The sequence below is a fragment of the Brevundimonas mediterranea genome, from assembly GCF_014196125.1.
Taxonomy (GTDB): domain Bacteria; phylum Pseudomonadota; class Alphaproteobacteria; order Caulobacterales; family Caulobacteraceae; genus Brevundimonas; species Brevundimonas mediterranea.
On record NZ_JACIDA010000001.1, the window covers coordinates 1,428,252 to 1,453,407 of the forward strand.

25 protein-coding genes are annotated in these 25,156 nt (G+C 68.9%); 16 read left to right on the forward strand and 9 right to left on the reverse strand.

What is annotated here, in order from left to right; translation table 11 throughout:
* The first annotated feature begins 2 nt into the window (after window positions 1-2).
* Window positions 3-1,199: a formate-dependent phosphoribosylglycinamide formyltransferase gene (purT, locus tag GGR11_RS07190; RefSeq protein ID WP_183196036.1), complete on the forward strand. Its 1,197-nt coding sequence runs from the start codon at window positions 3-5 to the stop codon at window positions 1,197-1,199.
* Window positions 1,200-1,976: 777 nt separating this feature from the next.
* On the forward strand, window positions 1,977-3,071 hold the full coding sequence (locus GGR11_RS07195; protein WP_183196037.1) for a site-specific DNA-methyltransferase: 1,095 nt from the start codon (window positions 1,977-1,979) through the stop codon (window positions 3,069-3,071).
* Between the two features lie 9 nt (window positions 3,072-3,080).
* Here GGR11_RS07195 and mutY read toward each other — a convergent pair whose 3' ends face one another.
* On the reverse strand, window positions 3,081-4,115 hold the full coding sequence (mutY, locus tag GGR11_RS07200; protein ID WP_183196038.1) for an A/G-specific adenine glycosylase: 1,035 nt from the start codon (window positions 4,113-4,115) through the stop codon (window positions 3,081-3,083).
* Between the two features lie 21 nt (window positions 4,116-4,136).
* On the opposite strand from mutY, the gene GGR11_RS07205 reads away from it, so the two are divergent.
* From GGR11_RS07205 to GGR11_RS07225, 5 genes are all read left to right on the forward strand, one after another.
* Window positions 4,137-4,688, forward strand: a complete 552-nt coding sequence (locus GGR11_RS07205) for a DUF721 domain-containing protein (protein WP_183196407.1) — start codon at window positions 4,137-4,139, stop codon at window positions 4,686-4,688.
* A gap of 96 nt (window positions 4,689-4,784) precedes the next feature.
* On the forward strand, window positions 4,785-5,432 hold the full coding sequence (locus GGR11_RS07210; RefSeq protein ID WP_183196039.1) for a DsbA family protein: 648 nt from the start codon (window positions 4,785-4,787) through the stop codon (window positions 5,430-5,432).
* A gap of 3 nt (window positions 5,433-5,435) precedes the next feature.
* Window positions 5,436-6,038: a thioredoxin domain-containing protein gene (locus GGR11_RS07215; protein WP_183196040.1), complete on the forward strand. Its 603-nt coding sequence runs from the start codon at window positions 5,436-5,438 to the stop codon at window positions 6,036-6,038.
* Window positions 6,039-6,050: 12 nt separating this feature from the next.
* Window positions 6,051-9,488, forward strand: coding sequence for an AAA family ATPase (locus GGR11_RS07220; protein ID WP_183196041.1), 3,438 nt, complete (start codon window positions 6,051-6,053; stop codon window positions 9,486-9,488).
* Window positions 9,485-9,910: a surface-adhesin E family protein gene (locus GGR11_RS07225; protein ID WP_183196042.1), complete on the forward strand. Its 426-nt coding sequence runs from the start codon at window positions 9,485-9,487 to the stop codon at window positions 9,908-9,910. Before GGR11_RS07220 ends, GGR11_RS07225 begins: the two co-directional genes overlap by 4 nt.
* On the opposite strand, the gene GGR11_RS07230 is transcribed toward GGR11_RS07225, so the two are convergent.
* The 5 genes from GGR11_RS07230 to GGR11_RS07250 all read right to left on the reverse strand — a co-directional run bounded on the left by GGR11_RS07230 (window position 9,861) and on the right by GGR11_RS07250 (window position 14,221).
* Entirely contained in the window at window positions 9,861-11,012 is a 1,152-nt protein-coding gene (locus GGR11_RS07230; RefSeq protein ID WP_183196043.1) for a mechanosensitive ion channel family protein, read from the reverse strand. The genes GGR11_RS07225 and GGR11_RS07230 overlap by 50 nt on opposite strands.
* 55 nt (window positions 11,013-11,067) lie before the next feature.
* Window positions 11,068-12,156 (reverse strand): undecaprenyldiphospho-muramoylpentapeptide beta-N-acetylglucosaminyltransferase, encoded by a 1,089-nt coding sequence (gene murG, locus GGR11_RS07235; RefSeq protein WP_183196044.1) that lies wholly within the window; start codon window positions 12,154-12,156, stop codon window positions 11,068-11,070.
* 72 nt (window positions 12,157-12,228) lie between these two features.
* The gene (folB, locus tag GGR11_RS07240) at window positions 12,229-12,627 is read right to left on the reverse strand and encodes a dihydroneopterin aldolase (RefSeq protein WP_008259843.1); all 399 of its coding nucleotides are present in this window, start codon (window positions 12,625-12,627) and stop codon (window positions 12,229-12,231) included.
* Between the two features lie 3 nt (window positions 12,628-12,630).
* Entirely contained in the window at window positions 12,631-13,410 is a 780-nt protein-coding gene (locus GGR11_RS07245) for an SDR family oxidoreductase (RefSeq protein ID WP_183196045.1), read from the reverse strand.
* Between the two features lie 220 nt (window positions 13,411-13,630).
* Window positions 13,631-14,221, reverse strand: a complete 591-nt coding sequence (locus tag GGR11_RS07250) for a C39 family peptidase (protein WP_183196046.1) — start codon at window positions 14,219-14,221, stop codon at window positions 13,631-13,633.
* Window positions 14,222-14,432: 211 nt separating this feature from the next.
* Between GGR11_RS07250 and GGR11_RS07255 the strand changes: the two genes are divergently transcribed.
* From GGR11_RS07255 to pgsA, 7 genes are all read left to right on the forward strand, one after another.
* The gene (locus tag GGR11_RS07255; RefSeq protein ID WP_183196047.1) at window positions 14,433-16,736 is read left to right on the forward strand and encodes a hypothetical protein; all 2,304 of its coding nucleotides are present in this window, start codon (window positions 14,433-14,435) and stop codon (window positions 16,734-16,736) included.
* Between the two features lie 234 nt (window positions 16,737-16,970).
* Window positions 16,971-17,441 (forward strand): NUDIX domain-containing protein, encoded by a 471-nt coding sequence (locus GGR11_RS07260; RefSeq protein ID WP_183196048.1) that lies wholly within the window; start codon window positions 16,971-16,973, stop codon window positions 17,439-17,441.
* Between the two features lie 52 nt (window positions 17,442-17,493).
* Window positions 17,494-18,348, forward strand: coding sequence for an alpha/beta hydrolase (locus GGR11_RS07265; protein WP_183196049.1), 855 nt, complete (start codon window positions 17,494-17,496; stop codon window positions 18,346-18,348).
* Window positions 18,349-18,379: 31 nt separating this feature from the next.
* Window positions 18,380-18,826 (forward strand): DMT family transporter, encoded by a 447-nt coding sequence (locus GGR11_RS07270; protein ID WP_183196050.1) that lies wholly within the window; start codon window positions 18,380-18,382, stop codon window positions 18,824-18,826.
* Window positions 18,827-18,842: 16 nt separating this feature from the next.
* Window positions 18,843-20,708 (forward strand): excinuclease ABC subunit UvrC, encoded by a 1,866-nt coding sequence (uvrC, locus tag GGR11_RS07275; protein ID WP_183196051.1) that lies wholly within the window; start codon window positions 18,843-18,845, stop codon window positions 20,706-20,708.
* A 67-nt stretch (window positions 20,709-20,775) separates the two neighbouring features.
* Window positions 20,776-21,399, forward strand: a complete 624-nt coding sequence (locus tag GGR11_RS07280; protein ID WP_183196052.1) for a carbonic anhydrase — start codon at window positions 20,776-20,778, stop codon at window positions 21,397-21,399.
* A 44-nt stretch (window positions 21,400-21,443) separates the two neighbouring features.
* Window positions 21,444-22,088: a CDP-diacylglycerol--glycerol-3-phosphate 3-phosphatidyltransferase gene (gene pgsA, locus GGR11_RS07285; protein WP_183196053.1), complete on the forward strand. Its 645-nt coding sequence runs from the start codon at window positions 21,444-21,446 to the stop codon at window positions 22,086-22,088.
* Here pgsA and GGR11_RS07290 read toward each other — a convergent pair.
* Both GGR11_RS07290 and GGR11_RS07295 read right to left on the reverse strand, forming a co-directional pair.
* On the reverse strand, window positions 22,085-22,600 hold the full coding sequence (locus GGR11_RS07290) for a retropepsin-like aspartic protease family protein (RefSeq protein ID WP_183196054.1): 516 nt from the start codon (window positions 22,598-22,600) through the stop codon (window positions 22,085-22,087). The genes pgsA and GGR11_RS07290 overlap by 4 nt on opposite strands.
* 75 nt (window positions 22,601-22,675) lie before the next feature.
* The gene (locus GGR11_RS07295; protein ID WP_425485665.1) at window positions 22,676-22,894 is read right to left on the reverse strand and encodes a DUF1289 domain-containing protein; all 219 of its coding nucleotides are present in this window, start codon (window positions 22,892-22,894) and stop codon (window positions 22,676-22,678) included.
* A gap of 156 nt (window positions 22,895-23,050) precedes the next feature.
* Here GGR11_RS07295 and GGR11_RS07300 point away from each other — a divergent pair, with 156 nt between their 5' ends.
* Both GGR11_RS07300 and GGR11_RS07305 read left to right on the forward strand, forming a co-directional pair.
* Complete coding sequence (locus GGR11_RS07300; protein WP_183196055.1) at window positions 23,051-23,203, forward strand: hypothetical protein; 153 nt, start codon at window positions 23,051-23,053, stop codon at window positions 23,201-23,203.
* A gap of 116 nt (window positions 23,204-23,319) precedes the next feature.
* Entirely contained in the window at window positions 23,320-24,117 is a 798-nt protein-coding gene (locus tag GGR11_RS07305) for a crotonase/enoyl-CoA hydratase family protein (protein ID WP_183196056.1), read from the forward strand.
* A gap of 9 nt (window positions 24,118-24,126) precedes the next feature.
* Here the strand turns inward: GGR11_RS07305 and GGR11_RS07310 are convergent, their stop codons facing one another.
* A complete protein-coding gene (locus GGR11_RS07310; RefSeq protein ID WP_183196057.1) occupies window positions 24,127-25,140 on the reverse strand; it encodes an HlyD family secretion protein in 1,014 nt (337 codons plus the stop codon).
* Window positions 25,141-25,156: the final 16 nt, after the last annotated feature.

The window sequence follows — 25,156 nt, forward strand, 5'->3', positions numbered from 1 at the left end:
CCATGAAACTCGGCACCCCCCTCTCCGACACCGCCGTCCGCGTCATGCTTCTCGGCTCCGGCGAACTGGGCAAGGAGGTCGCCATCGAGCTGCAACGGCTCGGCGTCGAGGTCATCGCCGTGGACCGCTATCCCAACGCCCCCGCCATGCAGGTCGCACACCGCAGCCACGTCATCCCGATGACCGACCCCCAGGTGCTGAACGGCGTCATCCTGGCCGAGGCCCCGCACATCATTGTGCCCGAGATCGAGGCCATCGCCACCGAAGTCCTGGCCGATATCGAGGCCGCCGGCCTGGCCGTGGTCATCCCCACCGCCCGCGCCGTGCAACTGACCATGAACCGCGAGGGCATCCGCCGTCTCGCCGCCGAAGAGCTTGGCCTGCCCACCAGCCCCTACGCCTTCGCCGGCAGCGCCGAGGAACTGGCCGCCGGCGCCGAGACCGTCGGCTATCCCGCCTTCGTCAAGCCGGTCATGTCCTCGTCCGGCAAGGGGCAATCCTTCGTCGAAAGCCCTGATGAAATCGCCGACGCCTGGACCTATGCGCAAGACAGCGGCCGCGTCGCCGGCGCCCGCGTCATCGTCGAGGGCCGTATCGACTTCGATTTCGAGATCACGCTTCTGACCGTCCGCTCGCGCGCCGCCGACGGCTCGACCCGCACGGACTTCTGCGCCCCCATCGGCCACCGCCAGATCAAGGGCGACTATGTCGAGAGCTGGCAGCCCCAGGCCATGACCCCCGCTGCGCTTGCCGCCTCGCAAGACATCGCCGGCAAGGTCACGGAAGCCCTCGGTGGTCTCGGCGTCTTCGGTGTCGAACTGTTCGTCAAGGGCGACCAGGTCTGGTTCTCCGAGGTTTCGCCCCGCCCCCACGACACCGGCCTCGTCACCCTGGCCAGCCAGACGATGAGCGAGTTCGCCCTCCACGCCCGCGCCATCCTGGGCCTGCCCGTCGACGTGACCCTGCGCGAACCCGCCGCCAGCGCCGTCATCTACGGCGGCATGGAGGCGCAAGGGATCGCCTTCGAAGGCGTCGCCGAAGCCCTCGCCGTCCCCACCGCCGACCTCCGCCTCTTCGGCAAACCCGAAGCCTATGAGCGCCGCCGTATGGGCGTCGCCACAGCCCGCGGCGCCGACGTCGATCAGGCCCGCGAACGGGCCCGCGAAGCGGCGGGATGCGTCAAGGTGGTGCGCGGTTAAAACAGACCCGACCGCCACAGTCTCACCTCCCCGTCGGCGAAGGCCGACGGGGAGGACAGGCGGGAGCGTCAGCGAACGCCAGGAGGGGGCGAGTCGGTGTTTGAAGCTGGCAGGGTCATCACCACTGCCCGAGTCGCCCCCTCCTGGTCGCAGGCGCGACCTGTCCTCCCCCCGCGCCTTCGCGCGCGGGGAGGTGAGCCAACACCCACAATGACGCTGGTCTGAATCGAACGATTTCAACGCCCTAAAAGAATCTCGACCCTATTTGCCCGCCATACCCGCCGGGGCCCGTATCATCCTCTCATCCCCGCCGATGGGGAGGGCGTCGGATCCAGCGCCCTGACGGCGGCGGGGCTGTGGTCGAGCGATGAAGCCGGTGGGGAGGAGACCGCCGGGGTCCTTAGGGGCGGCGATGGATGCCGTCCCCTGCTCGCCGCACGCTTAGGAAAGCGGACCGCTGTCGACTTTCGTCGGCATGTCCGCCCCGGCGAAGCCGTCGCAACACGGCCCGCCGATCCGGCAAGGCTCGAAGACGAGGGCCGCCAGCCGGAGCGCGTGTGGAAAACGACCGCGTGGGACGACGACTGCGCCGAAACGGTACTTAAAACTCCAAACCCCGGGTGCAGACCCGGCGTCCCACGCCCTCCCCGAACTTCGCTGCAAGCCGGCGAAGGCGAAGACGCTTGTCCGCGATCAGCCAAAGAAACCCCCGGAATCAACACTGCCTTAACCGTAAGGATTCACCATGACCGTCTCACTGTTCCGAGGCCGCGTTCCATGTCCGAGCTCAACACCCCCGTCCTCGCCAAGGACGTCATTCACCGTGGCGACTGTATCGCCGTGCTGAAAAGCCTGCCCGACGCCTCGGTCGACATGGTCTTCGCCGACCCCCCCTATAATCTCCAGCTGGGCGGCGATCTGCTGCGTCCGGACAATTCCAAGGTCGACGCCGTCGACGACGACTGGGACAAGTTCGACAGTTTCGCCGAATACGACGCCTTCACCCGCGCCTGGCTGACTGAATGCCGTCGCGTGCTGAAGCCCGAGGGCTCGATCTGGGTGATCGGCTCCTATCACAACGTCTTCCGCCTCGGCGCGGCGATCCAGGACCTGGGCTTCTGGGTGCTGAACGACATCATCTGGCGCAAGTCGAACCCGATGCCGAACTTCAAGGGCACCCGGTTCACCAACGCCCATGAGACCCTGATCTGGGCCGCCCGGTCGCGCGAGCAGAAGCGCTACACCTTCAACTACGACGCCCTGAAGGCCTTCAACGAAGATACCCAGATGCGGTCTGACTGGACCTTCGCCCTGTGCACCGGCGAGGAGCGGATCAAGGACGCCGACGGCAAGAAGGCCCATCCGACCCAGAAGCCCGAGGCCCTGCTGCACCGCGTGCTCCTGTCGGCCACACGCCCCGGCGACGTCGTGCTGGACCCCTTCTTCGGCACCGGCACCACCGGCGCCGCCGCCAAACGCCTGGGCCGCCACTATATCGGCATCGAGCGTGACGAGACCTACGCCACCGTCGCCGAAACCCGCATCGCCTCGGTCATTCCCGCCAATCCCGAAGACCTGATGGTCATGGGCTCCAAGCGCGCCGAGCCCAAGGTGCCCTTCGGCGCCCTGGTCGAGGCCGGCCTTTTGCACCCCGGCGACCGCCTCTACTGCCCCAAGGGCGAGCGCGAGGCCCGCGTCCGCGCCGACGGCTCGCTGGTGTCGGGCTCGATGACCGGTTCGATCCACAAACTGGGCGCCCTGTTCGAGAACGCCCCCGCCTGCAACGGCTGGACCTACTGGCGCTTCAAGACCGACCAGGGCCTGAAATCCATCGACGCCCTCCGCGCCGAAATCCGCGCCGGGATGCAATAGGAGGCGGGTTCAGATCAGGGCCGGTTCGCCGGCCCGATCCAGCGCCTTGGCGAAGACGGTCGGCAAGGCGGCCCGCGCCGCCTCGAGCGCCAGCCACTGATAGTCCCCACCCGCCTCGACCCGCGCCACGCGCACCGTCAGGGTCAGGCTGAAATGGGTGAAGACATGCTCGACCGCCCCCGCCTCGCGCCAGTCGGCGGACACGGGCGGCTTCACGTCAGGCGCTGCGCCCCAGTCCGACGTCGGCAAGCCGAGCATCCCGCCCAGCAACCCCTTGTCCGGCCGCCGCTCCAGCGCCACCCGCCCCTCGCCGTCGATCATGACGAAGGCCACGCCCCGACGATGCGGCCGCTCCGCCTTCTTCAGTTTCACCGGGAACCGCTCCGGCGCTCCGCTCGCCAGACCCAGACACTGTCCCGCCGCCGGGCACTGACCGCACAGCGGCGACTTGGGCCGACACACCGTCGCCCCCAGATCCATCAGGGCCTGAGCCCAGTCGCCCGGCCGCTCGTCCGTCACGAACAGGCCCGCCAACCGCTTCAACTCCGGCCGCGCCGCCGGAACCGGGGTCTCGACCGCGAACAGACGCGCCATGACCCGTTCCACATTGCCGTCCACCACATTGGCCGCGCGATCAAAGGCGATGGCCGCCACCGCCGCGGCCGTATAGGCGCCCACCCCCGGCAGGGCCAGCAAGCCCGCCTCCGTATCCGGAAACACCCCTCCATGCTCGCCCGCCACCGCCCTGGCGCAGGCCAGCAGATTGCGGGCCCGGGCGTAGTAACCCAGCCCCGCCCAGGCGGCCATGACCTCCCCGTCCTCGGCCGCCGCCAGATCCGACACCGTCGGCCAGCGGGCGGTGAAGCTCTGGAAATAGGGCGTCGCATGCGGCGTCGTGGTCTGCTGCAGCATCACCTCCGACAGCCACACCCGATAGGGCTCGGTCCGCCCCTCCGCCCCCGGCGGCGCGCGCCACGCCAGGCTGCGCGCATGGCTATCGTACCAGGCCAGCAATTCGGAACGGATCAGAGAGACGGGGAGCATGGGATGACGCTATATAGCAACATGCGCCGCCCGCTGCCCACAGACGCCGAGGTCCGCGAGATCCTGTCGCGCCGCCGCACCCGCCCGGCGCCGCGCCCGGCTCCGCGCGCCGGCAAGGCCCTGACGCCGCTGATCAAGAAACTGGACGAGAAGTTCGGTCGCGGCGCCGGCGCGCTGGAGCCCCGCTGGCGCGAGATCGTCGGCGACCGCCTGGCCCGCGTCACCCGCCCCCAGAAGCTGACCAAGGGCAAGGCCGGCCAGCCCGGCGTGCTGGAGCTCCGCGTCGCCGGCGCCGCCGCGCTTCTGGTCCAGCACCAGTCCGAAGACATCCTGGCCCGCGTTAACCTGTTCCTCGGCGCCGGTTCGGTCGATCGCCTCCGCATCGCCCAGGGTCCGGTCAAACCCCTGACCGAGGCCGCCGCCCGGCCCAAACGCGCCGTCAAACCCCCGCCCCTGGCCGCCGAAGCCGAGGCCGATCTGGCCGCCTCCATCGCCGACGCCCCCGACGAACTGCGCGCCGCCCTCGCCCGCCTGGGCCGCGCCACCCTGTCGCGTTCAAACGACCGCGATTGACAAATCTTCGCCGCACCTGTTCTCGAAAAGATCAGGGTTGCGTCATTCCAAGGGAATCGCGCGATCATCCGGCAACGCTCCCACCAAGGAAGTCCCATGGCCTCGATTGAATCCCGCTTCGCCCGCATGAGCCGCCGCGCGGCCATCACCGGCGCCGCCATGGCGACCATGGCCCTGGCCGCCTGCGGCGCCGGCGGCTCCAAAGGCGCGGCCGAGGGCGACATGGGCCTGGGCGCGCCGGAAGGCGCCAAGGTCACCGTGGTCGAATACGCCTCGGTCACCTGCCCCCACTGCGCCCTGTGGCAGAAGAACACCTGGCCGGCGTTCAAGGCCAAGTACGTCGACACCAACAAGGTCCGCTACGTCTTCCGCGAACTGCCGACCCCGCCGGTCGACGCCGCCACCGCCGGCTTCCTGGTCGCCCGCTGCGCCGGCCCGGACAAGTATTTCGACGTCGTCCACCAGCTGATGGCCACCCAGCAGGAGATGCTGACCTCGTCGCCGCGCGACTGGCTGCTGCGCACGGCCCAGGCCGCCGGAATGTCCGAGCAGCAGTTCAACGACTGCGTCACCGACAAGGAGGCCGTCGCCGCCATGGAGACCCGCGTCCAGGCCGCCCAGGCCCAGGGCGTGACCGGCACCCCGGCCTTCTACGTCAACGACACCCAGGTCATCACCCCTGGCGGCGAAGGCGCCAGCCTGGCCGACCTGTCGACGGCCATCGACGCCGAACTGGCGAAATAAGCCATGATCCGGCGCGCCGTCCTCACCCTGGCCCTCCTGATCGCTACGCTCTCGGGGCCGGCCTTCGCCGCCGAGCCCCCGCCCCCCGTGACGGCCCAGGATCATGTGCTGGGTCGGGTCGACGCGCCGGTGACGGTGATCGAATACGCCAGCTTCACCTGCTCGCACTGCGCCGACTTCCACAACGACGTCCTGCCGGCCTTCAAGGCCCGCTACATCGACACGGGCAAGGTCCGGCTGGTGCATCGCAACCTGCCGACCGCACCGGCCAATGTCGCCGCCGCTGCTGCGGCCGTAGCCATCTGCGCCGCGCCCGGCCGCTATTTCGACGTGGCCGAGGTCTTCATGCGCGATCAGGCTGAGCTGCGCACCACCGGCGCCCAGCCCTGGTTCGAGGCCGGCGTCGCCGCCAGCGGCAAGACGCGCGAGCAGATCGAGACCTGCCTCGGCGACCCCGCGACTGGCGCCGCGCTCCAGGCCCAGATCGAAGGCGCGCAGGAGGCCGGCGTGGCGGGCACCCCCAGCTTCTTCGTCAACGGCAAGCCCGTCGCCGACCACTCGCTGGAGGCCCTGTCGGCCGCCGTCGATCCGCTGCTGCGCCGGTAAACGCCAAGGCCCATGCAGTTCCAGCGCCTCCGGCTCGTCGGCTTCAAGTCGTTCGTCGACCCGGCGGAGGTGCACATCGAATCCGGCCTGACCGGCGTCGTCGGCCCCAACGGCTGCGGCAAGTCCAACGTCCTTGAAAGCCTGCGCTGGGTCATGGGCGCCAACTCGGCCAAGGCCATGCGCGGCCAGGGCATGGACGACGTCATCTTCGCCGGCGCCGCCGGCCGCCCGCCGCGCAGCCACGCCGAAGTCAGCCTGACCATCGACAACGCCCAACGCCGCGCGCCCCAGCCCTTCACCGACAGCCCGGTGCTGGAGGTCTCGCGCCGCATCGACCGGGGCCACGGCTCGACCTACCGGATCAACGGCAAGGAGGTGCGCGCCCGCGACGTCCAGCTGCTGTTCGCCGACGCCTCGACCGGCGCCAACTCCCCCGCCTTGGTGCGTCAGGGTCAGATCAGCGAACTGATCGCCGCCAAGCCCCAGAACCGTCGCCGCATCCTGGAAGAAGCGGGCGGCGTCGCCGGCCTGCACACCCGCCGCCATGAAGCCGAACTACGGCTCAAGGCGGCCGAGACCAATCTGGAACGCCTCGACGACATCGGCCGCGAGCTGGAGACGGCGCTGAACCGGCTGAAGCGCGAAGCCCGCCAGGCCGAGAAGTACAAGAAGATCTCCGCCGAAATCCGCGCCCTTCAGTCGGCGCTCCTCTACGTCCGCTGGAACGACGCCAGACTGGCGGCCGAGACCGCCGCCGAGGAACTGCGCGCCGCCGACCGCGCGGTGGCGGAAACGACGACCGCCGCCGCCGCCGCCCAGACCACCGCCCTCGCCGCCCAGGAAGCGCTGAAGCCCACGCGAGAAGAAGACGCCGTCGCCTCCGCCCTGCTGCACCGCGTCAGACTGGAGCGCGACCGCCTCGACATGGCCGAACAGGCCGCCCGCGCCGAGGTGGACCGTCTGAAGGCCGAAGCCGCCCGCATCGCCGCCGATACTGAGCGCGAGACCAATATGGCCGCCGACGCCAGACGCGAACTGGACCGGCTGGACCACGAACTGACCCGTCTCCAGGCCGAGATCGCCGCCGCCCCCGAACGCGGCCCCGAACTGGACAAGGCCATGGCCGCCGCCGAAGAGGCCCGCAAGGCCGCCGACGCCGAGGTCGAACGCCTGGCCGCCGCCCTCGCCGCCGTCGAGGCCCGCGCCAACGCCGAGGCCGCCCGCCGCCGCGACGCCGAGACCCGGCTGACCCGTGTCGCCGCCCAGCGGGATCAGGCGCAGCGCGAACGCGATGCCCTGGGTCCGCTGGAAACGCCCGAGCTGGAGGTCGCCCGTCAGGCGCTGGAGACGGCCCAGGCAGAACTGACCGCCGCTCGTGAAGCCGTCGAAACGGCCGAGGCCAAGCGCGGCGACCTGGCGCGCGCCGAGCAAGAGGCCCGCACCGCTGCCCGCGCCGCCGAGGACCGGCTGGGCCGGCTCCAGACCGAGGCGCGCGGCCTGGCCCAGCTGCTGGTCGGCGGCAAGCGCGACCATCCCCCCGCCCTCGACAAGGTCCGCGCCGACCGGGGCTATGAAGCCGCCCTCGCCGCCGCCCTGGGCGAAGACCTGGATGCGGCTCTGGACGCCCGCGCCGCCGCCTACTGGGGCGGGGCAGAGCCCCGGCCGCCGGTCTGGCCCACAGGCGTCGAACCTCTGTCCGATCATGTCCAGGCGCCTGAGCAACTAGCCGCCCGCCTGGCCTTGTGCGGCGTCGCCCCTCGCGCCCAGGCGGCCGAACTGGCCCGCACCCTGCCGGTCGGCGCCCGTCTGGCGACGCCCGAGGGCGATCTGTTCCGCTGGGACGGCTTCGTCAGCCGCGCCGAGGCGCCCCGCCCCGCCGCCGTCCGCCTGGCCCAGCGCACCCGCCTGGCCGAGCTGGAAACCGATATCGACAAGGGCAAGCCGGCGCTCGAACAGGCCCAGGCCCAGCAGAAGGCGGCCGCCGAAGCCTTCCGCGCCGCCGAGGAGGCGGTGAAGACCGCCCGCCTCAAACCCTTCGCCCTCGACAAGGCCGTGACGGCCGCCCGCGACCGGGTCGAGACCTTGGCCCGTGACCAGACCCGCCGCGAAGCTCGCGCCCAGGCGTTGGACGAGGCCCTGGCGCGCCTGGCGGCCGAGGTGGCGGAGGCTGAAGCCGCCCTGGCCGCCGCACAGACGGTCGAGGCCCCGTCCGAGACCCTGTCCGGCCTGCGCGATGACTTGACCGCAGCCCGCGCCGCCGCCGACGCCGCCCGCATCGCCGCCCAGACCGCCCGTTCCGACCGCGACGCCGAGGCCCGCGACCGCCAGGGCCGCGAACAACGCCTGGGCGGCCTGACCCGCGCCCGCGACGGCTGGATCGCCCGGTCCAAGGACAGCGGCGCCCGGCTCGCCACGCTGGAGAAGGACGCTGAAAAGACGGCCGCCCAGCTGAAGCAGGCCGAGGTCGCGCCCCAAGGGTTCGCCGAACAGCGCGGGAAACTGCTGGACACCCTGACCGCCGCCGAGCAGCGCAAACAGGCCTCGTCCGACGCCATGGCGACCGCCGAGACCGCTGCGGCCGAGGCTGACCGCGCCGCCCGCGCCGCCGACGCCGCCGCCTCCCAGGCCCGCGAAGTCCGCGCCGGTCTGGCCGCTCGCGCCGAGGCCGCCGCCGAGAAGCTGACCGAGGCCGAGACCACCGTCCGCGAGACCGCCCAGATGTCGCCGGAAGACCTGGCCCGCAAGCTGACCGACGAAGCCATTGCCCGCCCGCCCGACGCCGCCGGGGCCGAGAGCCTGCTGTACGGACTGGAGCGCGAACGCGAGGCCCTGGGCGCCGTCAACCTGCGCGCCGAAGACGAGGCGGCGGAATACGGCGACCGGCTGAACAGCATGAAGTCCGAGCGGATCGACCTGACCCAGGCCATCGCCAAGCTGCGCGACGGCATCGACGAACTGAACGCCGAGGGCCGCGAACGGCTGGTCGCCGCCTTCGACGTCATCAACGCCAACTTCAAGGCCCTGTTCGAAGCCCTGTTCGACGGCGGCCAGGCCGAGCTGAAACTGGTCGAGAGCGACGATCCGCTGGAGGCGGGCCTGGAGATCTACGCCTGCCCGCCCGGCAAGCGGCTGTCGGTCATGAGCCTGATGTCGGGCGGCGAACAGGCCCTGACGGCGGCCGCCCTGATCTTCGGCGTCTTCCTGGCCAACCCCGCCCCCGTCTGCGTGCTCGACGAGGTCGACGCCCCGCTGGACGATGCGAACGTGGACCGGTTCTGCAAGATGCTGCACGAGATGCGGTCGCGGACCGATACCCGCTTCATCGTCATCACCCACAACCCCGTCACCATGAGCCGCATGGACCGGCTGTACGGCGTCACCATGCCCGAGCGCGGCATGAGCCAGCTGGTCAGCGTGGACCTGCACCAGGCGGAGAAACTGGTCGCATGATCGCCCTGCTGCTGGCCTTCCTGCTGACTGGGGCAGATCCTGAACTGGTCCCGACCGGCGTCGGCCGTTTCGCCATCTATGCCGATGTCGCCTCCATCGAACGCACGGGCGACGTGGCCCATATGCGCAAGCTTCAGGTCACGGAGACCGGGTTCAAGGTCGGGGACGTGACCTATGTCGGCGGCTGGTCGCGCTGGGCCTTCGATTGCCGCGCCGGCACGGCGGACCGGCTCGACTTCGCTTCCCTGCGCGCCGACGGAACCGAAGGCCCGGCGACGCCCGACCCCGCCCCGCCCTATGAAGCCGCGCCTGGCGGAGACGCGGCGGAACTGATGGCCGTGGCGTGCGGGGAGGCTGCTGCTCGCGAGACCCTCAGGCTGGACGAAGCAATCCGTCGGGGGCAGTCGGCGCTGGCGGACTGACCGGCCGCTCTTCCCCCTGCGGCCATTCCAGCCGGTCGCGCGGCAGGGCTTCGCGGCATTGGTCGCGCATGAAGGCCATCAGCTTCTCGCGGATCTCGCAGCGGAGGTCGAAGGCCACCGGCGCGGAGCGCGCGCTGGCCAGGCAGCGGACCTGAAGCACCCGTTCGGTGATGTCCGTCACCTGCATCACCTGGACGTCGCCGTCCCACAGCTTGGACGCCTTGACGATGCCCTCGAACGCTTCGCGCAGCCGGTCGATCGGGGTTTCATAGTCGACGTAGAAGAAGGCCGTGCCGATCAGGCGGGCGTTCTCGCGCGTCCAGTTCTGGAAGGGCGTGGTGATGAAATAGGACAGGGGCAGGACCATTCGACGCCAGTCCCACAGCTTGACCACCACATAGGTGGCGGTGATCTCCTCGACATTACCCCACTCGTTCTCAACGATGACGGCGTCGTCGAGGCGGATCGGCTGGGTCAGGGCGATCTGGATGCCCGCGACCATGTTCGTCAGGATCGGCTGCAGGGCCAGACCGGCGATGATGCCGACCACGCCCGCCGAGGCCAGCAGGCTGACGCCCCACTGGCGGAAGCCGGCGATGGTCATCAGGGCCAGGCCCACGGTGACGATGAACAGGATCACCTTGGCCACCCGTTGCAGGATGCGGGTCTGGGTCAGGTGTTTGCGGGCGAGCAGATTGTCCTCGACGGCGATATTGTACCGCTTCAGGTGCATCACCGACCACATGTCCAGCAGGCCCGAGGCCAGCCAGCCCAGGGTCAGGACGAACAGGAACTGCAGGATATTGCGGATGTCCTGGGACGGCGCGGGATCCATCGGCGAGACGGTCACGCCGATGCCGATGCCGATCAGGATCATCATGACCCGCAGCTTCTTGCGCGCCCGCTCGACCACGCCGCGCCAGAAGACGTCGCGGTTCTTCACCACCCGCCGCAGGATCATGAAGACGATCTTGTGCGCCACCCATCCGCCTGCGACGAAGCCGGCCGTCACCAGCACGATCACGGCCCATTCGGGCAGCCAGTCGAACCGGCGCCACAGGTCATGAATCTGGCGGGTCAGGGCGGTGATTTCAGGAGGCATGCGTAAGGGACGCATTGACGCCGAATGGGTTCCCGCAAAGCTTGGCGAACGCGGTTCAGCCCTTCGCCGTCTTCTCCACCAGATCGGCCAGGCGCTGCGCCGCATCGGGGATGGCGACCGAACGCGCCGCCGCCGACATGGCCGCCAGACGCGCCGGGTCGGACAGCAGTCCCTCCAGCGTCGCCGTCAGGCCCTGAACCGTCAGATCATCCTCCAGCACCATCTCCGCCGCCCCGGCGTCGACCAGGGCCTTGGCGTTCAGGCGCTGGTGGTCGTCCATGGCGATCTTCAGCGGGATCAGCACCGACGGCAGGGCCGCGACGGCCAGTTCGGCACAGGTCGAGGCGCCCGAACGGCCGACGACCAGATGCGCTTTCGACAGCCGCTCGGCCATGTCGCGGAAGAAGGGCGCGACCTCGGCCTCGATCCCGGCCTCCAGATAAATCTGACGCGCGGTCTCCAGCGTCTCGGGCCGCGACTGCTGCTGCACCTTCAGCCGACGGCGCAGGGCTTCGGGCAGGGCGGCCAGGGCGCGAGGCGTGGTCTCCGACAGGATGCGCGCCCCCTGACTGCCGCCCGTCACCAGCACCTGGATGGGGCCGCCGTCGACCGGGGCCGCGTAGACGCGGTCGAACAGGGCGCGGATCTCGCTCCGAACCGGCGAGCCGACGACGTGCGACCGCCCCTGCACCCTGGCCGGCGCCCGCTCCAGAGTCGGGAAGGACGAGGCCACTTCGCCGACATAGGGGGCCAGGATGCGGTTGGTGCGGCCCAGGACGGCGTTCTGCTCATGTATCACGGTCGGGCGTTGTGACGTGACCGCCGCCACCAGGGCCGGCGCCGACGGATAGCCGCCGAACCCGACCACCACGTCCGCCCCCAGCCGGTCAAAGGCCTCGCGCGCCTGCATCACCCCCTTGAAGATGGCGACGCCCGCCTTGATCAGGCCCAGCGGGCCCGAGCCGGTCGCCGCATCCAGGGCCAGCCGTTCCTCGGCCGGGAAGGCGTGGGCATACTGCTCGCCGCGATGATCGGTCGCCAGCACCACGCGCCAGCCGCGCGCGGCCAGTTCACGCGCCAGGGCCTCGGCCGGGAACATGTGGCCGCCGGTGCCGCCGGCGGCGACGACGCAGAGCTGGGTCATGGGTGCGGTCTCCGAAAAACACCGTCTGAATAGTCCGAAACCCGGACGACAGGGAGCGGGATCACCGACGCCCTAGCGCGCCAGAACGATCTCGCAGCCCGGCGCGATCACGGCCTGAAGGGCGCCCGGCTTCTCGATCCGCACGGTCGCCCGCCGCACCCGCCGGTCCTCCAGACAGGCCCGCGCCAGCCGTTCGGCGAAGGTTTCGACCAGGCCCACATGGCCCTCGGCGGCGATGGCGCGCGCCGCATTGGCCACGGTCTCGTAGTTGATGGTGTCGCCCAGCCGTTCGATCGGCCGCGGCTCCAGCTCCAGCGTCACATCGATCACCAGCCGCTGCAGCCGCCCCTGCTCGTGGTCATAGACCCCGATCCCGGCCTCGACCTCCAGCCCGCGCACGAAGACGCTCAGCCGCTCGAAACGCAGCGGCTCGTCCGCCGGAAACGGCGTCACCTGAGAGGACTGGACCACGCGCTACTCCTGGATGTCGGGGGTGCGCCAGGCCAGGTGCTGGCCCCCGTCGACGGCGATCATCTGGCCCGTGACCATCCGCGCGTCAATGAGCCACAGCACGGCCTCGGTCACCGCCTGCGGGCTGCCGGGCGTCTGCAACAGGGTGCCGCGCGCCTCGGCTGCGAATTCTTCGGGGGTCTGGTGGATCGACGGCAGGGTCGGCCCCGGCCCCACGCCGTTGACCCGTATGCCCGGCGCCAGGGCCTGGGCCAGGGTCTGAGTCGCCCACCACAGGCCGTTGCGCGACAGGCTGTAGGAGAAGAAGCGTGGATCCGGCTTCAGCACCTTCTGGTCCAGCAGGTTGACGATCACCCCTTCGACAGTCTGGGCCGCGAACGCCTCGGCCAGCACCAGGGGCGCCCGCAGATTGGTCTCGATATGCCGGTCCCAGCTGTAGCGTGTCAGGCCGCCGACCCGGTCGTCCTCGAACACCGAAGCGTTGTTGACCAGCACCGTCAAAGGCCCCAGCGCCTCGACCGCCGCCGGAACCAGCGCCCGCACCTTGGCCTCGTCCGTCAGATCCGCCTGCAACAGACACGCGCGCCGCCCGAGGCCCGCGATCTCGTCGGCCAGGGTCCGGGCGTCCTCGCCCGACGCATGATGATGAATCGCCATGTCGAAGCCCGCCCGCGCCAGGGTCAGGCAGATCTCCCGCCCGATCCGCCGCGCCCCGCCCGTGACCAGGGCGACGCCCCGCGCCGGGGCGACGCCGGCGTCGGGCGCCGCCGGGACTTCAGTCAACCCGACCGAACTCGAAGACGTTGAACGCCGCGATGACGGCGACGAAGCCGAAGATGATGCCGAGAGCCAGCATGGGATGCTCCTGTGTCTGATCTTCGATTAGAGCGGTCCGGGGCGCGGTTCAAGCGGGAGTGAGGCGCTGTCGACGCCAGCGCTGGCGACCGCCGCACGGCGATCGTTTCAGCGACGCTCAAACGGCGCGCCCAGGCCCAACCGGTTCTCAGGAATCGGACTTGGGGGTCTCCAGCCTTGCGGCCGCGGCCGGAGGATCAAGATAGCTGGTGTTCTGCCAGTACTGGGTGGGGGTCCCTTGCGGGAAAGGGCCGCAGACCGCAGGGTCGAATTGTTTGTACTCGAAGTCCCGCCCATAGCTGGGATCCATCACAATGAGGGCCTGCTGGCCTTCGATCACCTGATAGCCGACGATCACCATCCAGTGCCCCTGTTGCGCGGCGGGATTGCGGGCCTGGCCTGGGGCCAGGGGCTGACCACTTATGATCGTCAGCATCGGAAAGCCCTGATCGATCTGCTGGACGATCTCGTCCCACGTCGGCAACGCAGCATCGTCCATGGCGTTGTTCACGCCGAGGTCCAGCAGCGCCCCCGCTGCGGATTGCTGCACGTTGATGTCGGCGTGGGAGGGGTTCGCGCTCGGACTAGCCGTCTGCCAAGCGACGCCGAGCGCCTGATCGGACGCGTATACGGCGCCGCCGCCTGCACCGTAGTAGTTCAGCACCGCGCGTGCGGTGGCCGCCCAGCACGAGTTGTCGGTCGCCTGCTGGTAGACGGGAAAGCCCCTGAGTTCGGTCACGCCGCCACCTCCTAGTCGATCAATGGCGGCATTGAGGCGCTGCAATTGCACAACCGTCAATATCATTCCGCCGAAAGGCCGAAGAGGACGCCGCATCATCCGCCGACGGGACTTACAACACCTGTGCGTGTTTATTCGATTGCAAAGGTTGTATAAGGGGCTATGCCTCCTTGGCGCGTTGCTGGTTGATGCGCATGGGGGAGAAATCTCTATGCCCGCCGCAACGCCAGAGCTGTCCGAGACCGAACAGCTCGCCATCGCCGTCAGTCTCGCCCAGATGCGCGGTCCGCGCTTCAGGCGGGGACGCCGCAACGACCAGCATCATCCCCTGACCTTCGAGGGTGGCGAACACACGCTGATAGGCGATAGTGTCATGCTGCGGTTCCCGGGCGGCGAGGCGCCGATACGCGCCGGGACCTTGCCGCTGCGACTGCCTAACGGGCTGTCGCTCACCTATGGGCAGATCGTAGCGCTCGGCGGTGACTTTTACGGCATTCCCGACCGACCGATCTCCGATGGCCAGGGCGACGCCGACCAGCAGGCACGGTTCACCGACGCGTACAACTCGCTCGCCCAGCTTGCCGCTTCCAAGGACGAGGCGACGGCGATCCTGGCGATCATGAAGACCGAAATCGATGCCGTCAGCGCGGCCATCTACAACGGACAGCAACCCTCCTCAGCCTATGAGAAGATCGGCGACTCGCTGTCGGAGCAGTGGAACAAGATTACCGGCGGAACCTATGTGCCGCTGCATTTCGGCCGCTACCTGCAGCTCGCCTTCACCAACTGGGACCATTTCGGCGCCCATGCGGTGATCGCCTACAGCGCGGGTCACGCCGTAGCGCTGGCTACAGCGACCCAAGTGTTCAACACTGCGGATCCGCAGGCGAAGAAGGTGCTGGAAGGCATCGCCTATGCTCAGAATGCGTTTGCTGACCATTATTTGTCGGACCTATTCTCGTCAGGGCATCTTCGCGCTCCGCGCCGCGAACTGCATTTCGCGTCGACCCCTACCGCCGCTGGCGATGCACTGACCCGCTACATGCACGACGAGGACTGCCACTACGGGCTCAACGTTTCGAATCTGAACGGCATGAGCTGGAAGATGTATGGAGACAAACGTCTCCAGGACAATGTCAACGACTACAGCATGATGGCTGTCGAGCAGGCGGTTCAGGCAAGCGCTGACGAAATCTACGTCGCGATGACCACGGGCGTGGCGCCCGCCAAGGCGGCCTATGACGCCCTCAATTACATCCCGATCCTTGCGTTCGACCCCAATGACAAGACCAACACCGCGCCGCTCTGGATCACGGACGGGGCGGGTAACTGCTCTCACCGCACCGATACGAACAACCTCGACAGCTATGCCTGGACGGGCAGCTGGTGGGCGACGACCTTCCTGGCCTGGATGGGCATCCACTACGGACCGCCCAATCCGCTGCCCGGACGAATGGCGCCCCCGACGACGGCTCCCAAGGTCAGCAGTTTCCTGAACGCTGGCAACTATGCTCCCGACTGGGTTGCGGGAGGTTCGGTCCGCTATGCTGTATCCTTCGTGCAGGGCAACGACGAAACCGACGTCGGCCCCTGGTCCGACTGGGCGCTGATCGACAATCAGTCGCTTTGCGGACTTACGCAGTTGCCGGTCAGCCCGGCGCAGGCGCTGAGCCGGCGCGTCTATCGCCAGTTCGCCCGCCCGGATGGCCATCATACGGGCATCGTCGTGGCCGGCGAGGTGCCGGACAACACCTCCACCCGGTTCAACGACAACTCTCTGTCGCAGGCGTGGAGCTATATGGGACGGACGGATCTGGCCGCGATCTACACCGGCTTGCGCCAAGGCGTCTGGGCTTGGACGGTCAATGGGAGCGTGGTCCGGTTTGTTGGCGCCCGTGCGTGGCAGCAGCTGCCGGCCTTCCCTAATGGATTCAATGTTGAGGGGTTGATGCCGGTCGACGCCCATTCGGCCTACGCCTACGATCCGCAGGGGGCGATGCTACGATGGGATTCACCGTCCTCCAGCTGGGTAGCGGCCGGGAGCGAGGCTGGACTGAGCTGGCCCTGCCTGTCGAACGGCGCGACCCTGTGGGGCGTATGGAGCGGCCAGAGCCTCATCACCGGTCCGATCGACCAACCCGCAAGCTGGAAGTCGACGCCGACTGCCTTTTCTCCCAATGCGCTATCCGTCAGCCGCGACGGAACGCTTTACGGCGTTGATGGGACTGACTTCCAAGTCTATCGCTGGAACGGGGATGGCTCCTGGGCGCCCCTGTTTGGAAACCCGCGCTTCAACGCCTCGCAGGTCGCGGCTCTGGACCCGCACACCGTCTACGCCACGGACATAAACCAGAACGTCCATCAGTACAGGGCCGTTTCCGGCTGGATACAGCTTTCCGGCTACGGTCGAACCCCGGCTGTGACGACCGACGACACGCTTTGGATGCTGACGCCATTCAACGGGCAGGCGCCGTCCATTTACGTCGGCGACACCCTATTCGCCGCTCCTGGTTGAGCCAGACATCGGACGAGCAGATCTGCGAAGCACAGGCGGGTAGATCCAGTGGATCACCATCATCGTGTTTGTCGATCAGGCCGCTGATTTGGCGGAGGCGGCTCCGCTGTACGCTGGAATGACCGCTCCTGACACAAGCGGTCCCTAGCCCATGACGCCGCCTCCCCCTTCCCTCCCGCCCCCAAAGATGATCGAACATCCCGCCACACACCACGGCCGGGGGCGGACACATCGATGAACTGGCGTCAGCGCGTCGAACCCTTCACCCGCCCCGTCTTCTTCGCCTGGTCGCGCCTGACGCGGGGCAAGACGCTGGGCGTGCGGGCCGTGGCGGTGGATGCGGACGGGCGGGTGGCGATGGTCCGGCACACCTATCTGGCGGGCTGGTGGCTGCCGGGCGGCGGGGTGGACCGGGGCGAGACCACCCATGAGGCCGTGGTGCGCGAACTGCGCGAGGAGACCGGGCTGATCGCGCGGGCGGCGCCGCGCCTGGTCTCGCTGCATGCCAACGAGCGGTTCTTTCCCGGCGATCATGTCGCCGTCTTCGTCATCGACGCCTTCGACCGGGGCGAACGCACCAGCCACGGCGAGATCGCCGAGGTCGGCTGGTTCGCGCCCGACGCCCTGCCCGCCGACGTCAACCGGGGCTGTCGCGCGCGGCTGGCCGAACGGTTCGACGGCGTACAAATCGATACAAATTGGTGAGGCGGATCGGACGGCGCACGGCGTTATTCTGAGGGTCACGAAAGGATATCCCATGCCCGTCTCCCGCCGCGCCGCCCTGCTGGGCCTGACCCTCTCAAGCCTGGCAGGCCCGGCCCTGGCGCAGCGCCGCCTGGGGCGCCGACGCGACCAGACCGGCCGCAGCGCGGCGGCCCCCGCCCACACCTGGGCCTTTGGCCCCGACCCGCTCCAGGCCTATGATGTCTATGCGGACCATGGCTCCGGACCGATCCTGTTGTTCGTCCACGGCGGCGGCTGGTCGCGCGGCGAACGGACGATGGTCAGCGAACTGCCCGCCTACGCTGCCCGCCACGGCCTGACCCTGGCGTCGACCAGCTATCGGCTGGCTCCCTCCGTCAGCGCACGCGAGTCCGCCATGGACGTCGCCGCCGCCGTCGCCGACCTGAAGCGCCGCCTGCCGGGCCGCCCCCTCTATCTGCTGGGCCATTCGGCCGGCGCGCATCTGGCCGCCCTGGTCGGAATCGATCCCGATTATCTGGGCGCGGTCGGGCTGAAACCTTCGGATCTGGCGGGGGTCATCCTGCTGGATGGGGCCGGCTATGACGCGACAGCGCCACGCGGGGACAGCCGGATCGACCAGTGGTTGGGCCAGACCTATGACCAGGCCTTCGGCGACCAGGCCGCCGCCCTGTCGCCCACCCTGCGCGTCCGCTCCGGCGTCGCCTATCCACCCTTCCTGATCTTCCACGTCGCCCGGCGTCAGGACTCGGCCGTCCAGAGCCGCGGCCTGGCCCAGGCCCTGACCCGCGCCGGCGGCCGGGCCGAGGTCGTCGTCGCCCCCGACGACAGCCACATGACCATCAACCGCGGCTTCGGCGTCGCCGGCGATCCCGAGGGCGAACGCGCCGCCCGCTTCATCTCGGGCTAACAAACGGCCGAGGCCGTGCTAGCCAAGGCGCATGAACCCGTCGCTGATCGCCATCCTCGTCGTCGTCCTGGCCGGGGGCGCCACCGCCCTCCAGGCGCCGACCAACGCCCGGCTGGCCTCGGCCGTCGCCTCGCCGGTCAATGCGGCCTTCATCTCCTTCGCCGTCGGCACGACGGTGCTGGGGATCGTCGCCGCCCTGATGCACACCCGCCCCGACTTCGCCGCCGCCCGGGCCCTGCCCTGGTACGCCTGGCTGGGCGGGGTCTACGGCGCCTGTTTCGTGGTCGCCGCCGCCTGGGGCGTACCGCGCCTGGGGGTGGCCATGACCATCACCCTGATGGTCGGCGGCCAGCTTCTGCTCAGCCTGATCCTCGACCATTTCGGCGCCCTGGGCGTGCCGCGCCAGCCGCTGAACCTGGGCCGGATCGCCGGGGTGGGGCTTGTTCTCGCCGGCGTCCTTCTGGTTCGCCGGTCTTGAGCCTATATCCCCCCGGATGACCGAGGAGACGCTCGATTCCAACCTGAAGGCCGCCGCCCTGATCGCCGACGAGGCGCGCCGGGCCCCCGACAAGCCGGGCGTCTATCGCATGTACGGCGAGGACGGGTCCTGCCTCTATGTCGGCAAGGCCAAGTCGCTGAAGAAGCGGATCGTCCAGTACGCCCAGGGCCGGTTCCACACCCAGCGCATCGGCCTGATGGTGGCCCAGACCCGGTCGATGGAGCTGGTCGTCACGGCGTCCGAGACCGAGGCCCTGCTGCTGGAATCCAACTTCATCAAGAAGCTGAAGCCGCGCTTCAACGTCCTGCTGCGCGACGACAAGTCCTTCGCCGAGCTGATGATCCGCAGCGACCACCGCGCGCCCCAGGTGAAGAAACATCGCGGCGCTCACACCACGCCCGGCCACTATTTCGGCCCCTTCGCCTCGACCTGGGCGGTCAATCGGACGCTGAACACGCTGCAGAAGGCCTTCCTGCTGCGATCCTGTTCGGACAGCGTCTACGAGACCCGGACGCGGCCCTGCATGCTGCATCAGATCAAGCGGTGCTCGGCCCCCTGCACCGGCCTGATCTCGCTTGAGGACTATGGCGAACTGGTCACCGAGGCCGAACAGTTCCTGCGCGGCAAGTCGCGCGCCGTCATCGGCCGCCTGTCGCAGGAGATGCAGGCCGCCTCCGACGAGATGGATTTCGAACAGGCCGCCCGCGTGCGCGACCGCATCCGCGCCCTGTCCGCCATCTCGATGGAGAACTCCGTCAGCGCCGACAGCGTGGCCGAGGGCGACGTCTTCGCCCTGCACTCCGACGGCGGCCAGGCCTGCGTCCAGGTCTTCTTCTATCGCGCCGGCCAGAACTGGGGCGGCCGCGCCTATTTCCCGCGCGTGGACAAGACCGACACCGATCCCGAGATCCTGGCCGCCTTCCTGGGTCAGTTCTATGAGGACAAGCCGATCCCGCGCCTGATCCTGTCCAACGTCCGCCCGCACGAGTTGGAGCTGCTGGAAGAGGCCTTCTCGATGAAGGCGGACCGCAAGATCGAGATCGTCCGCCCGATGCGTGGCGAGAAGCTGAGCCTGGTCGACCACGCCCTGACCAATGCGCGCGAGGCCCTGGGCCGCCGCCTGGCCGAAAGCTCGGCGCAAGGGAAAATCCTGGACGAGGTCTGCGAGGCCTTTGGTCTGGAGACCCGGCCCGAGCGGATCGAGATCTACGACAACGCCCATATCCAGGGCACCAATGCGGTCGGCGGCATGGTCGTGGCCGGCCCCGACGGCTTCCAGAAGTCGCAGTATCGCAAGTTCAACATCCGGGGCGAGGATCTGACCCCCGGCGACGACTACGGCATGATGCGCGAGGTGATGCGCCGCCGCTTCGCCCGTCTGGTCAAGGACGAGGAAGAGGGCGAGGACGCCGTCCGCCCCGACCTCCTGCTGATCGACGGCGGCGCGGGCCAGCTGGCCGAGGTGCTGGCCGTCATGGCCGATCTGGGCCTGGACGACATCGCCGTGGTCGGGGTCGCCAAGGGGCCGGATCGCGACGCGGGGATGGAAAAGTTCTTCATGCCCGGCAAGGCCCCCTTCATGCTGCCGCTGAAGTCCCCGGCCCTCTACTACCTGCAACGGCTGCGCGACGAGGCCCACCGTTTCGCCAACGGCGCCCACGCCAAGCGCCGCTCGATGGACATCAAGAAGAATCCCCTCGACGAGATCGAAGGCGTCGGCCCCGGCCGCAAGAAGGCCCTGCTCCACGCCTTCGGCTCCGCCAAGGGCGTCGGCCGGGCCTCGGTGGCGGACCTGCTGAAGATCGACGGAATCAACCAGGCCCTAGCCGAACGCATCCACGCCTTCTTCAGGAAAAGCTGAAGTTCGGCCTCGGCCTTGCGGCCTCGTGACCGTTGAGTCCCGATTGAAGCGAGGCTACAGGCGAGTCATGAGCGACATCGACGACGAACTGACCGCAGGCTATCGCCGTTTCCGCACCGAGCATTGGCCCGCCGCCCGCGCCGAGTACGAAGCCCTGGCCGAGCTGGGCCAGAAGCCGCACACCCTGATCGTCGCCTGTTCCGACAGCCGCGCCGATCCGGCCCTGATCTTCGACGCGGCGCCTGGCCAGTTGTTCGTGGTGCGCAACGTCGCCAATCTGGTCCCGCCCTACGAGCCTGACGGCTTGCTGCACGGGGTGTCGGCGGCGCTGGAGTTCGGGGTCAAGGTGCTGAACGTGCGCCGCATCGTGGTCATGGGCCACGCCCACTGCGGCGGGGTCGACGCCATGCTGAACGGCGCCCCCGACATCTGCGCCGACTTCGTCGCCCCCTGGGTGGCCCAGGGCTCAGCCGTCGTCCGCCGCGTCGCCGAGGAAGTGTCCGCGGACCAGGTCGAAGGCGCCGCCGAAGAGGCGGTCGTCCGCCTGTCGATCGAGAACCTGCGCACCTTCCCCTGGATCGCCGAGCGCGAGGCGGCCGGCGAACTGACCCTGACCGGCCTGCATTTCGGCATCGCCGACGGCGTCCTGCGCGCTCTGACGAACAAGCCGCGGTTCGAACCGTTGGCGTGATCGCCGAACCATGCCACACCCGGCGCGTTGCAACGGACATGACGATGACCACCGCCCACCGCGCCAATCCCATTCCGAACATCCTGACCGGCATCCGCCTGTTCGCCGGGGTGGTCATGTTCGCCATGATGGCCGGGGCCGCGCCGGGGGCGCTGGACGCCTGGCTGTCGCCGGACACCCAGGCCAAGTTCGGGATCTGGGCCTTCTGGATCTTCGTCATCGCCGCCTCGACCGACTGGGTCGACGGCTTCCTGGCGCGCCGCTGGAACTCGACCACGCGGTGGGGCGCCATCCTGGATCCGATCGCGGACAAGGTGTTGATCACGGGGGCTATCCTGGGCGTGCTCGCCTCCGGCTCCCTGCCGGGCATCGCCCTGCCCTGCGGCCTGATCCTGTTCCGTGAGTTCGCGGTCTCGGCTCTGCGCGAGACCATGGCCGGTCGGATCGAACTGCCCGTCACCCTGGCCGCCAAGTGGAAGACCACCGTACAGATGGTCGCCCTGGCCGCGCTGCAACTGACCCTGTTGTGGAACGCCTTCGGCCTGCAGGAGCCGGACGGTTCGCCCCTGTCGTGGCAGCCGGCGTTCGAATCCTTCGCCGTCTTCCTGATCTGGTTCGCCGCCGTCATCACCCTGTGGACCGGCTGGCAGTATTTCCGCGAGGCCAAGCGCCAGATGCGGGATCTTTAGGGCCTGAGCGTCAGACCCGCCGGGGTCGCCTCGAAAGCGGACAGCCGACCCAGATAGCTCATGCCCAGCAGCGAATAGGTCAGGCCTTCCTCGACCACCAGGGCCTCGACATTGTCGACCCGAACGCCGGCGACCGAGATGGTCTTCAGCTCGACCGGCGCGGCCCGCACCACGCCCGAAGCGGTCTGGACCTTGCCGGTGAAGGCTTCGGGCGCGGGATCGACGCCCAGCCGACGCGCGTCGGCGCGGGTCAGGGCCACCACGCTGGCGCCCGTATCCACCAGAACCTGAACCGCACGACCGTCGATCTTGGCCTGGGCCCAGTAATGGCCGTCCGGTCCCTTGACCACCTGGGTCGGGGTTCCGGATGCGGAGGCCGCGACGGCGACATCAACGGAAGCCGCCATGGCGGTCTCTCCGTCGTCCAGATGACGGATCGTGAAAGCTGTCGCGAACGAGGCCATGAGGGCGACGCTCAGCACGGCGGCGGACTGAAGGTCGATGCGGATCATGGACCCTGCCTATCCGACCCAGGTTGGAATGCGGTGAACCGACTTGGCTGACGAAACCTTAAGCCCCGGACCGACCTAGTCCAGCTTGGCCGGATCCACACGAGACCGCCGGGACGGCAGATCCGCCATCACCGCCGCCCGTTCGGCGTCGCTGAGCGCGCGCCAGCCGGCGATTTCGCCCAAGGTCCGGAAACACCCCAAGCACAGGCCGCTTTCGCCATCGACGGCGCACACCATGACGCAGGGCGTAGCAATCGACTTCGGCGGCCCGGCTGGACGCGAGGCCTCGCTCAATGTGACACCATCAAGAAATATACTCCGCTTGCTGATAGATAAATTTGCAATTTCCTCAAAACTGTCTATCTTGGGCTCTGACGCGAAACGACTGATGGTGAGATTCCATAGGTACGACGCGTCTCTTTTCATCGTTCTGCGAAAGGAGACGCCAAAATGAACGATAAGGAGCGTAACCTCCAACACGCCATGATGTCCTTCGCCCTGTGGGGCGGGATGCTGGTCAACAGTCGGCACATGCCGTCGAACTCGGGACGCGTGGTCAGCCATCCGTCCAACTTCGTACCCTATACGCCCAAGAAACGCTGACGGCCTCGAAAGCCTGACGTGCAGCAGCCCCGGTCCGCGCCGGGGCTTTTGCAATTCCGGGCTTGCGTGACGCGGCGTCGGCGTCCGATGACGGAGGCGGAACGAGGAGACGACCGATGGGCCTGATCGCCGAAACCAGACAGGGCGCGATCCTGATCTGGACGCTGGACCGCGAGACCCGGCTGAACGCCCTGCCCGACCTGACCGACGGCGACGAATTCGCCGACGCCTGCGCCCGCGCCAACGCCGACATGACGGTCAAATGCGTGGTCCTGACGGGCGCCGGGCGCGCCTTCTCGGCCGGCGGCGACCTGACCGCCATGCGCGGCCGGCGCGACCTGTTCGAAGGCTCGGGCGCCGAGATCCGCTCCCGCTATCGCCGCGTCGTCCACCGGATCGTCCGCAGCCTCTATGATCTGGAGATCCCGCTGGTCTCAGCCGTCAACGGTCCGGCCATGGGCCTGGGCTGCGGCATCGCCGCCACAGCGGACATCCGCATCGCGTCCGAACGCGCCAGCTTCGGCGTGCCCTTCCTGAAGCTGGGCATCATTCCCGGCGACGGCGGCGCCTGGCGGCTACCGCGCGACGTCGGCTATGCCCGCGCGGCCGAAATGCTGTTCACGGGCCGCAGCATCGACGCCGAGACGGCCGAGCGCTGGGGTCTGGTCAATCGGGTCGTGCCCCACGACCGGCTGATGGAAGAAGCCCTGATCACCGCTGGCCAGATCGCCGCCCAGCCGCCCCAGGCCCTGCGCATGGCCAAGACCTTGATGCGCCAGGGCCGCGACCAGACTTTCGAACAGATCCTGGAGCTGTCGGCCGCCATGCAGGCCCTGGCCCATATGACCGACGACCACCAGGAAGGCGTCGCCGCCGTGCTGGAAAAGCGGCCGGCGGATTTCACCGGCCGCTGATCCGATCCCTTACTTCTGTCCCGCCGGGCGCATCGCCTGATCGGGGCCGACGCCGGCGGCGACCGGACGGGCGACCCCGGCCTTCTGACCGGGCTTCATGAACTTCACCAGGACGCGCTGACCGATCAGGAAGGGCGTGTTGTCGGCCGAGACGACCACCTCGACCACCCGTTCGTCGGTGCGGGCCGACGGGTCTTCGGATTGCAGCTGGCGGGCGCCGAAGACGGCGGCGCGGCGCAGGACGCGGCCCACCGAAATCTTGGTGGGATCACCTTCGGGCGTCAGCTCGACCTCCTGGCCGACGGTGACGTTGGGCAGGTCGGCCTCGACGATCTCGGCGCGGACGATGCGGTCGGTCTCCGGCTCCAGATCGAACATGGCCGTGACGTTCAGGGTCGAGGCGCCGGCGCCCGGCTGGGCGTAGCGGCGGGCGATGCGGCCGTTCATCGGGGCGCGGATCACCGTCAACTCCTGATTATAGCGGGCCTCGTCCAGGCGGGACTGGGCGGTCTGGACGGCGGCGTTCTGGGACGCCATCCGGGCCTCGGCCTGGGCGATCTGATCGCGGGCCTGGTCCAGACGCTGGGCGGCGACGAAGTTGGTCGCGGCCAGTTTCGACAGCCGCTCATATTCACGGCGGGCCGTCGCCAGCTCCACCCGCGTCATGCCCAGCTGCGCGCGGGTCTCCGACACAGCCGCAGCCGCGCTCTGCGCCGCCAGACGGGTCTCGTCGTCCTCCTGCCGCGCCAGGATCTGGCCGGTGACGACCCGGTCGCCCTCGTTGACGAAGACTTCACGCACCACGCCGCCGCGACGCGCGGCGACCTTGATCACCCCACCCTCAACGTCCGCCTTGCCGTTGGCGATGGCGGCGTAGGGGCTGTCGATCTTCTGGGCGGATTCTTTCTCGACCTGGGCCTTCTTGGCCGCACCGGCCTTGCTGAAGGCCATGAAGCCGACGACCAGGACGATGATCAGGACCAGGCCAATCCAGAGCCATTTGTTTTTGAGGAAGGCGGGCATGACGGTTCAGTCCGTT

What these genes read in the sequence shown, in the direction of transcription:
- GGR11_RS07300 (WP_183196055.1), top strand. Translation starts at nt 23,051, where the DNA reads ATGAACGATAAGGAGCGTAACCTCCAACACGCCATGATGTCCTTCGCC.
- GGR11_RS07230 (WP_183196043.1), bottom strand. Translation starts at nt 11,012, where the DNA reads ATGCCTCCTGAAATCACCGCCCTGACCCGCCAGATTCATGACCTGTGG.
- mutY (WP_183196038.1), bottom strand. Translation starts at nt 4,115, where the DNA reads ATGCTCCCCGTCTCTCTGATCCGTTCCGAATTGCTGGCCTGGTACGAT.
- GGR11_RS07290 (WP_183196054.1), bottom strand. Translation starts at nt 22,600, where the DNA reads ATGATCCGCATCGACCTTCAGTCCGCCGCCGTGCTGAGCGTCGCCCTC.
- uvrC (WP_183196051.1), top strand. Translation starts at nt 18,843, where the DNA reads ATGACCGAGGAGACGCTCGATTCCAACCTGAAGGCCGCCGCCCTGATC.
- GGR11_RS07205 (WP_183196407.1), top strand. Translation starts at nt 4,137, where the DNA reads ATGCGCCGCCCGCTGCCCACAGACGCCGAGGTCCGCGAGATCCTGTCG.
- GGR11_RS07310 (WP_183196057.1), bottom strand. Translation starts at nt 25,140, where the DNA reads ATGCCCGCCTTCCTCAAAAACAAATGGCTCTGGATTGGCCTGGTCCTG.
- GGR11_RS07270 (WP_183196050.1), top strand. Translation starts at nt 18,380, where the DNA reads ATGAACCCGTCGCTGATCGCCATCCTCGTCGTCGTCCTGGCCGGGGGC.
- GGR11_RS07260 (WP_183196048.1), top strand. Translation starts at nt 16,971, where the DNA reads ATGAACTGGCGTCAGCGCGTCGAACCCTTCACCCGCCCCGTCTTCTTC.
- GGR11_RS07210 (WP_183196039.1), top strand. Translation starts at nt 4,785, where the DNA reads ATGGCCTCGATTGAATCCCGCTTCGCCCGCATGAGCCGCCGCGCGGCC.
- GGR11_RS07195 (WP_183196037.1), top strand. Translation starts at nt 1,977, where the DNA reads ATGTCCGAGCTCAACACCCCCGTCCTCGCCAAGGACGTCATTCACCGT.
- GGR11_RS07265 (WP_183196049.1), top strand. Translation starts at nt 17,494, where the DNA reads ATGCCCGTCTCCCGCCGCGCCGCCCTGCTGGGCCTGACCCTCTCAAGC.
- purT (WP_183196036.1), top strand. Translation starts at nt 3, where the DNA reads ATGAAACTCGGCACCCCCCTCTCCGACACCGCCGTCCGCGTCATGCTT.
- murG (WP_183196044.1), bottom strand. Translation starts at nt 12,156, where the DNA reads ATGACCCAGCTCTGCGTCGTCGCCGCCGGCGGCACCGGCGGCCACATG.
- GGR11_RS07220 (WP_183196041.1), top strand. Translation starts at nt 6,051, where the DNA reads ATGCAGTTCCAGCGCCTCCGGCTCGTCGGCTTCAAGTCGTTCGTCGAC.
- GGR11_RS07225 (WP_183196042.1), top strand. Translation starts at nt 9,485, where the DNA reads ATGATCGCCCTGCTGCTGGCCTTCCTGCTGACTGGGGCAGATCCTGAA.
- GGR11_RS07255 (WP_183196047.1), top strand. Translation starts at nt 14,433, where the DNA reads ATGCCCGCCGCAACGCCAGAGCTGTCCGAGACCGAACAGCTCGCCATC.
- pgsA (WP_183196053.1), top strand. Translation starts at nt 21,444, where the DNA reads ATGACCACCGCCCACCGCGCCAATCCCATTCCGAACATCCTGACCGGC.
- GGR11_RS07280 (WP_183196052.1), top strand. Translation starts at nt 20,776, where the DNA reads ATGAGCGACATCGACGACGAACTGACCGCAGGCTATCGCCGTTTCCGC.
- GGR11_RS07215 (WP_183196040.1), top strand. Translation starts at nt 5,436, where the DNA reads ATGATCCGGCGCGCCGTCCTCACCCTGGCCCTCCTGATCGCTACGCTC.
- GGR11_RS07305 (WP_183196056.1), top strand. Translation starts at nt 23,320, where the DNA reads ATGGGCCTGATCGCCGAAACCAGACAGGGCGCGATCCTGATCTGGACG.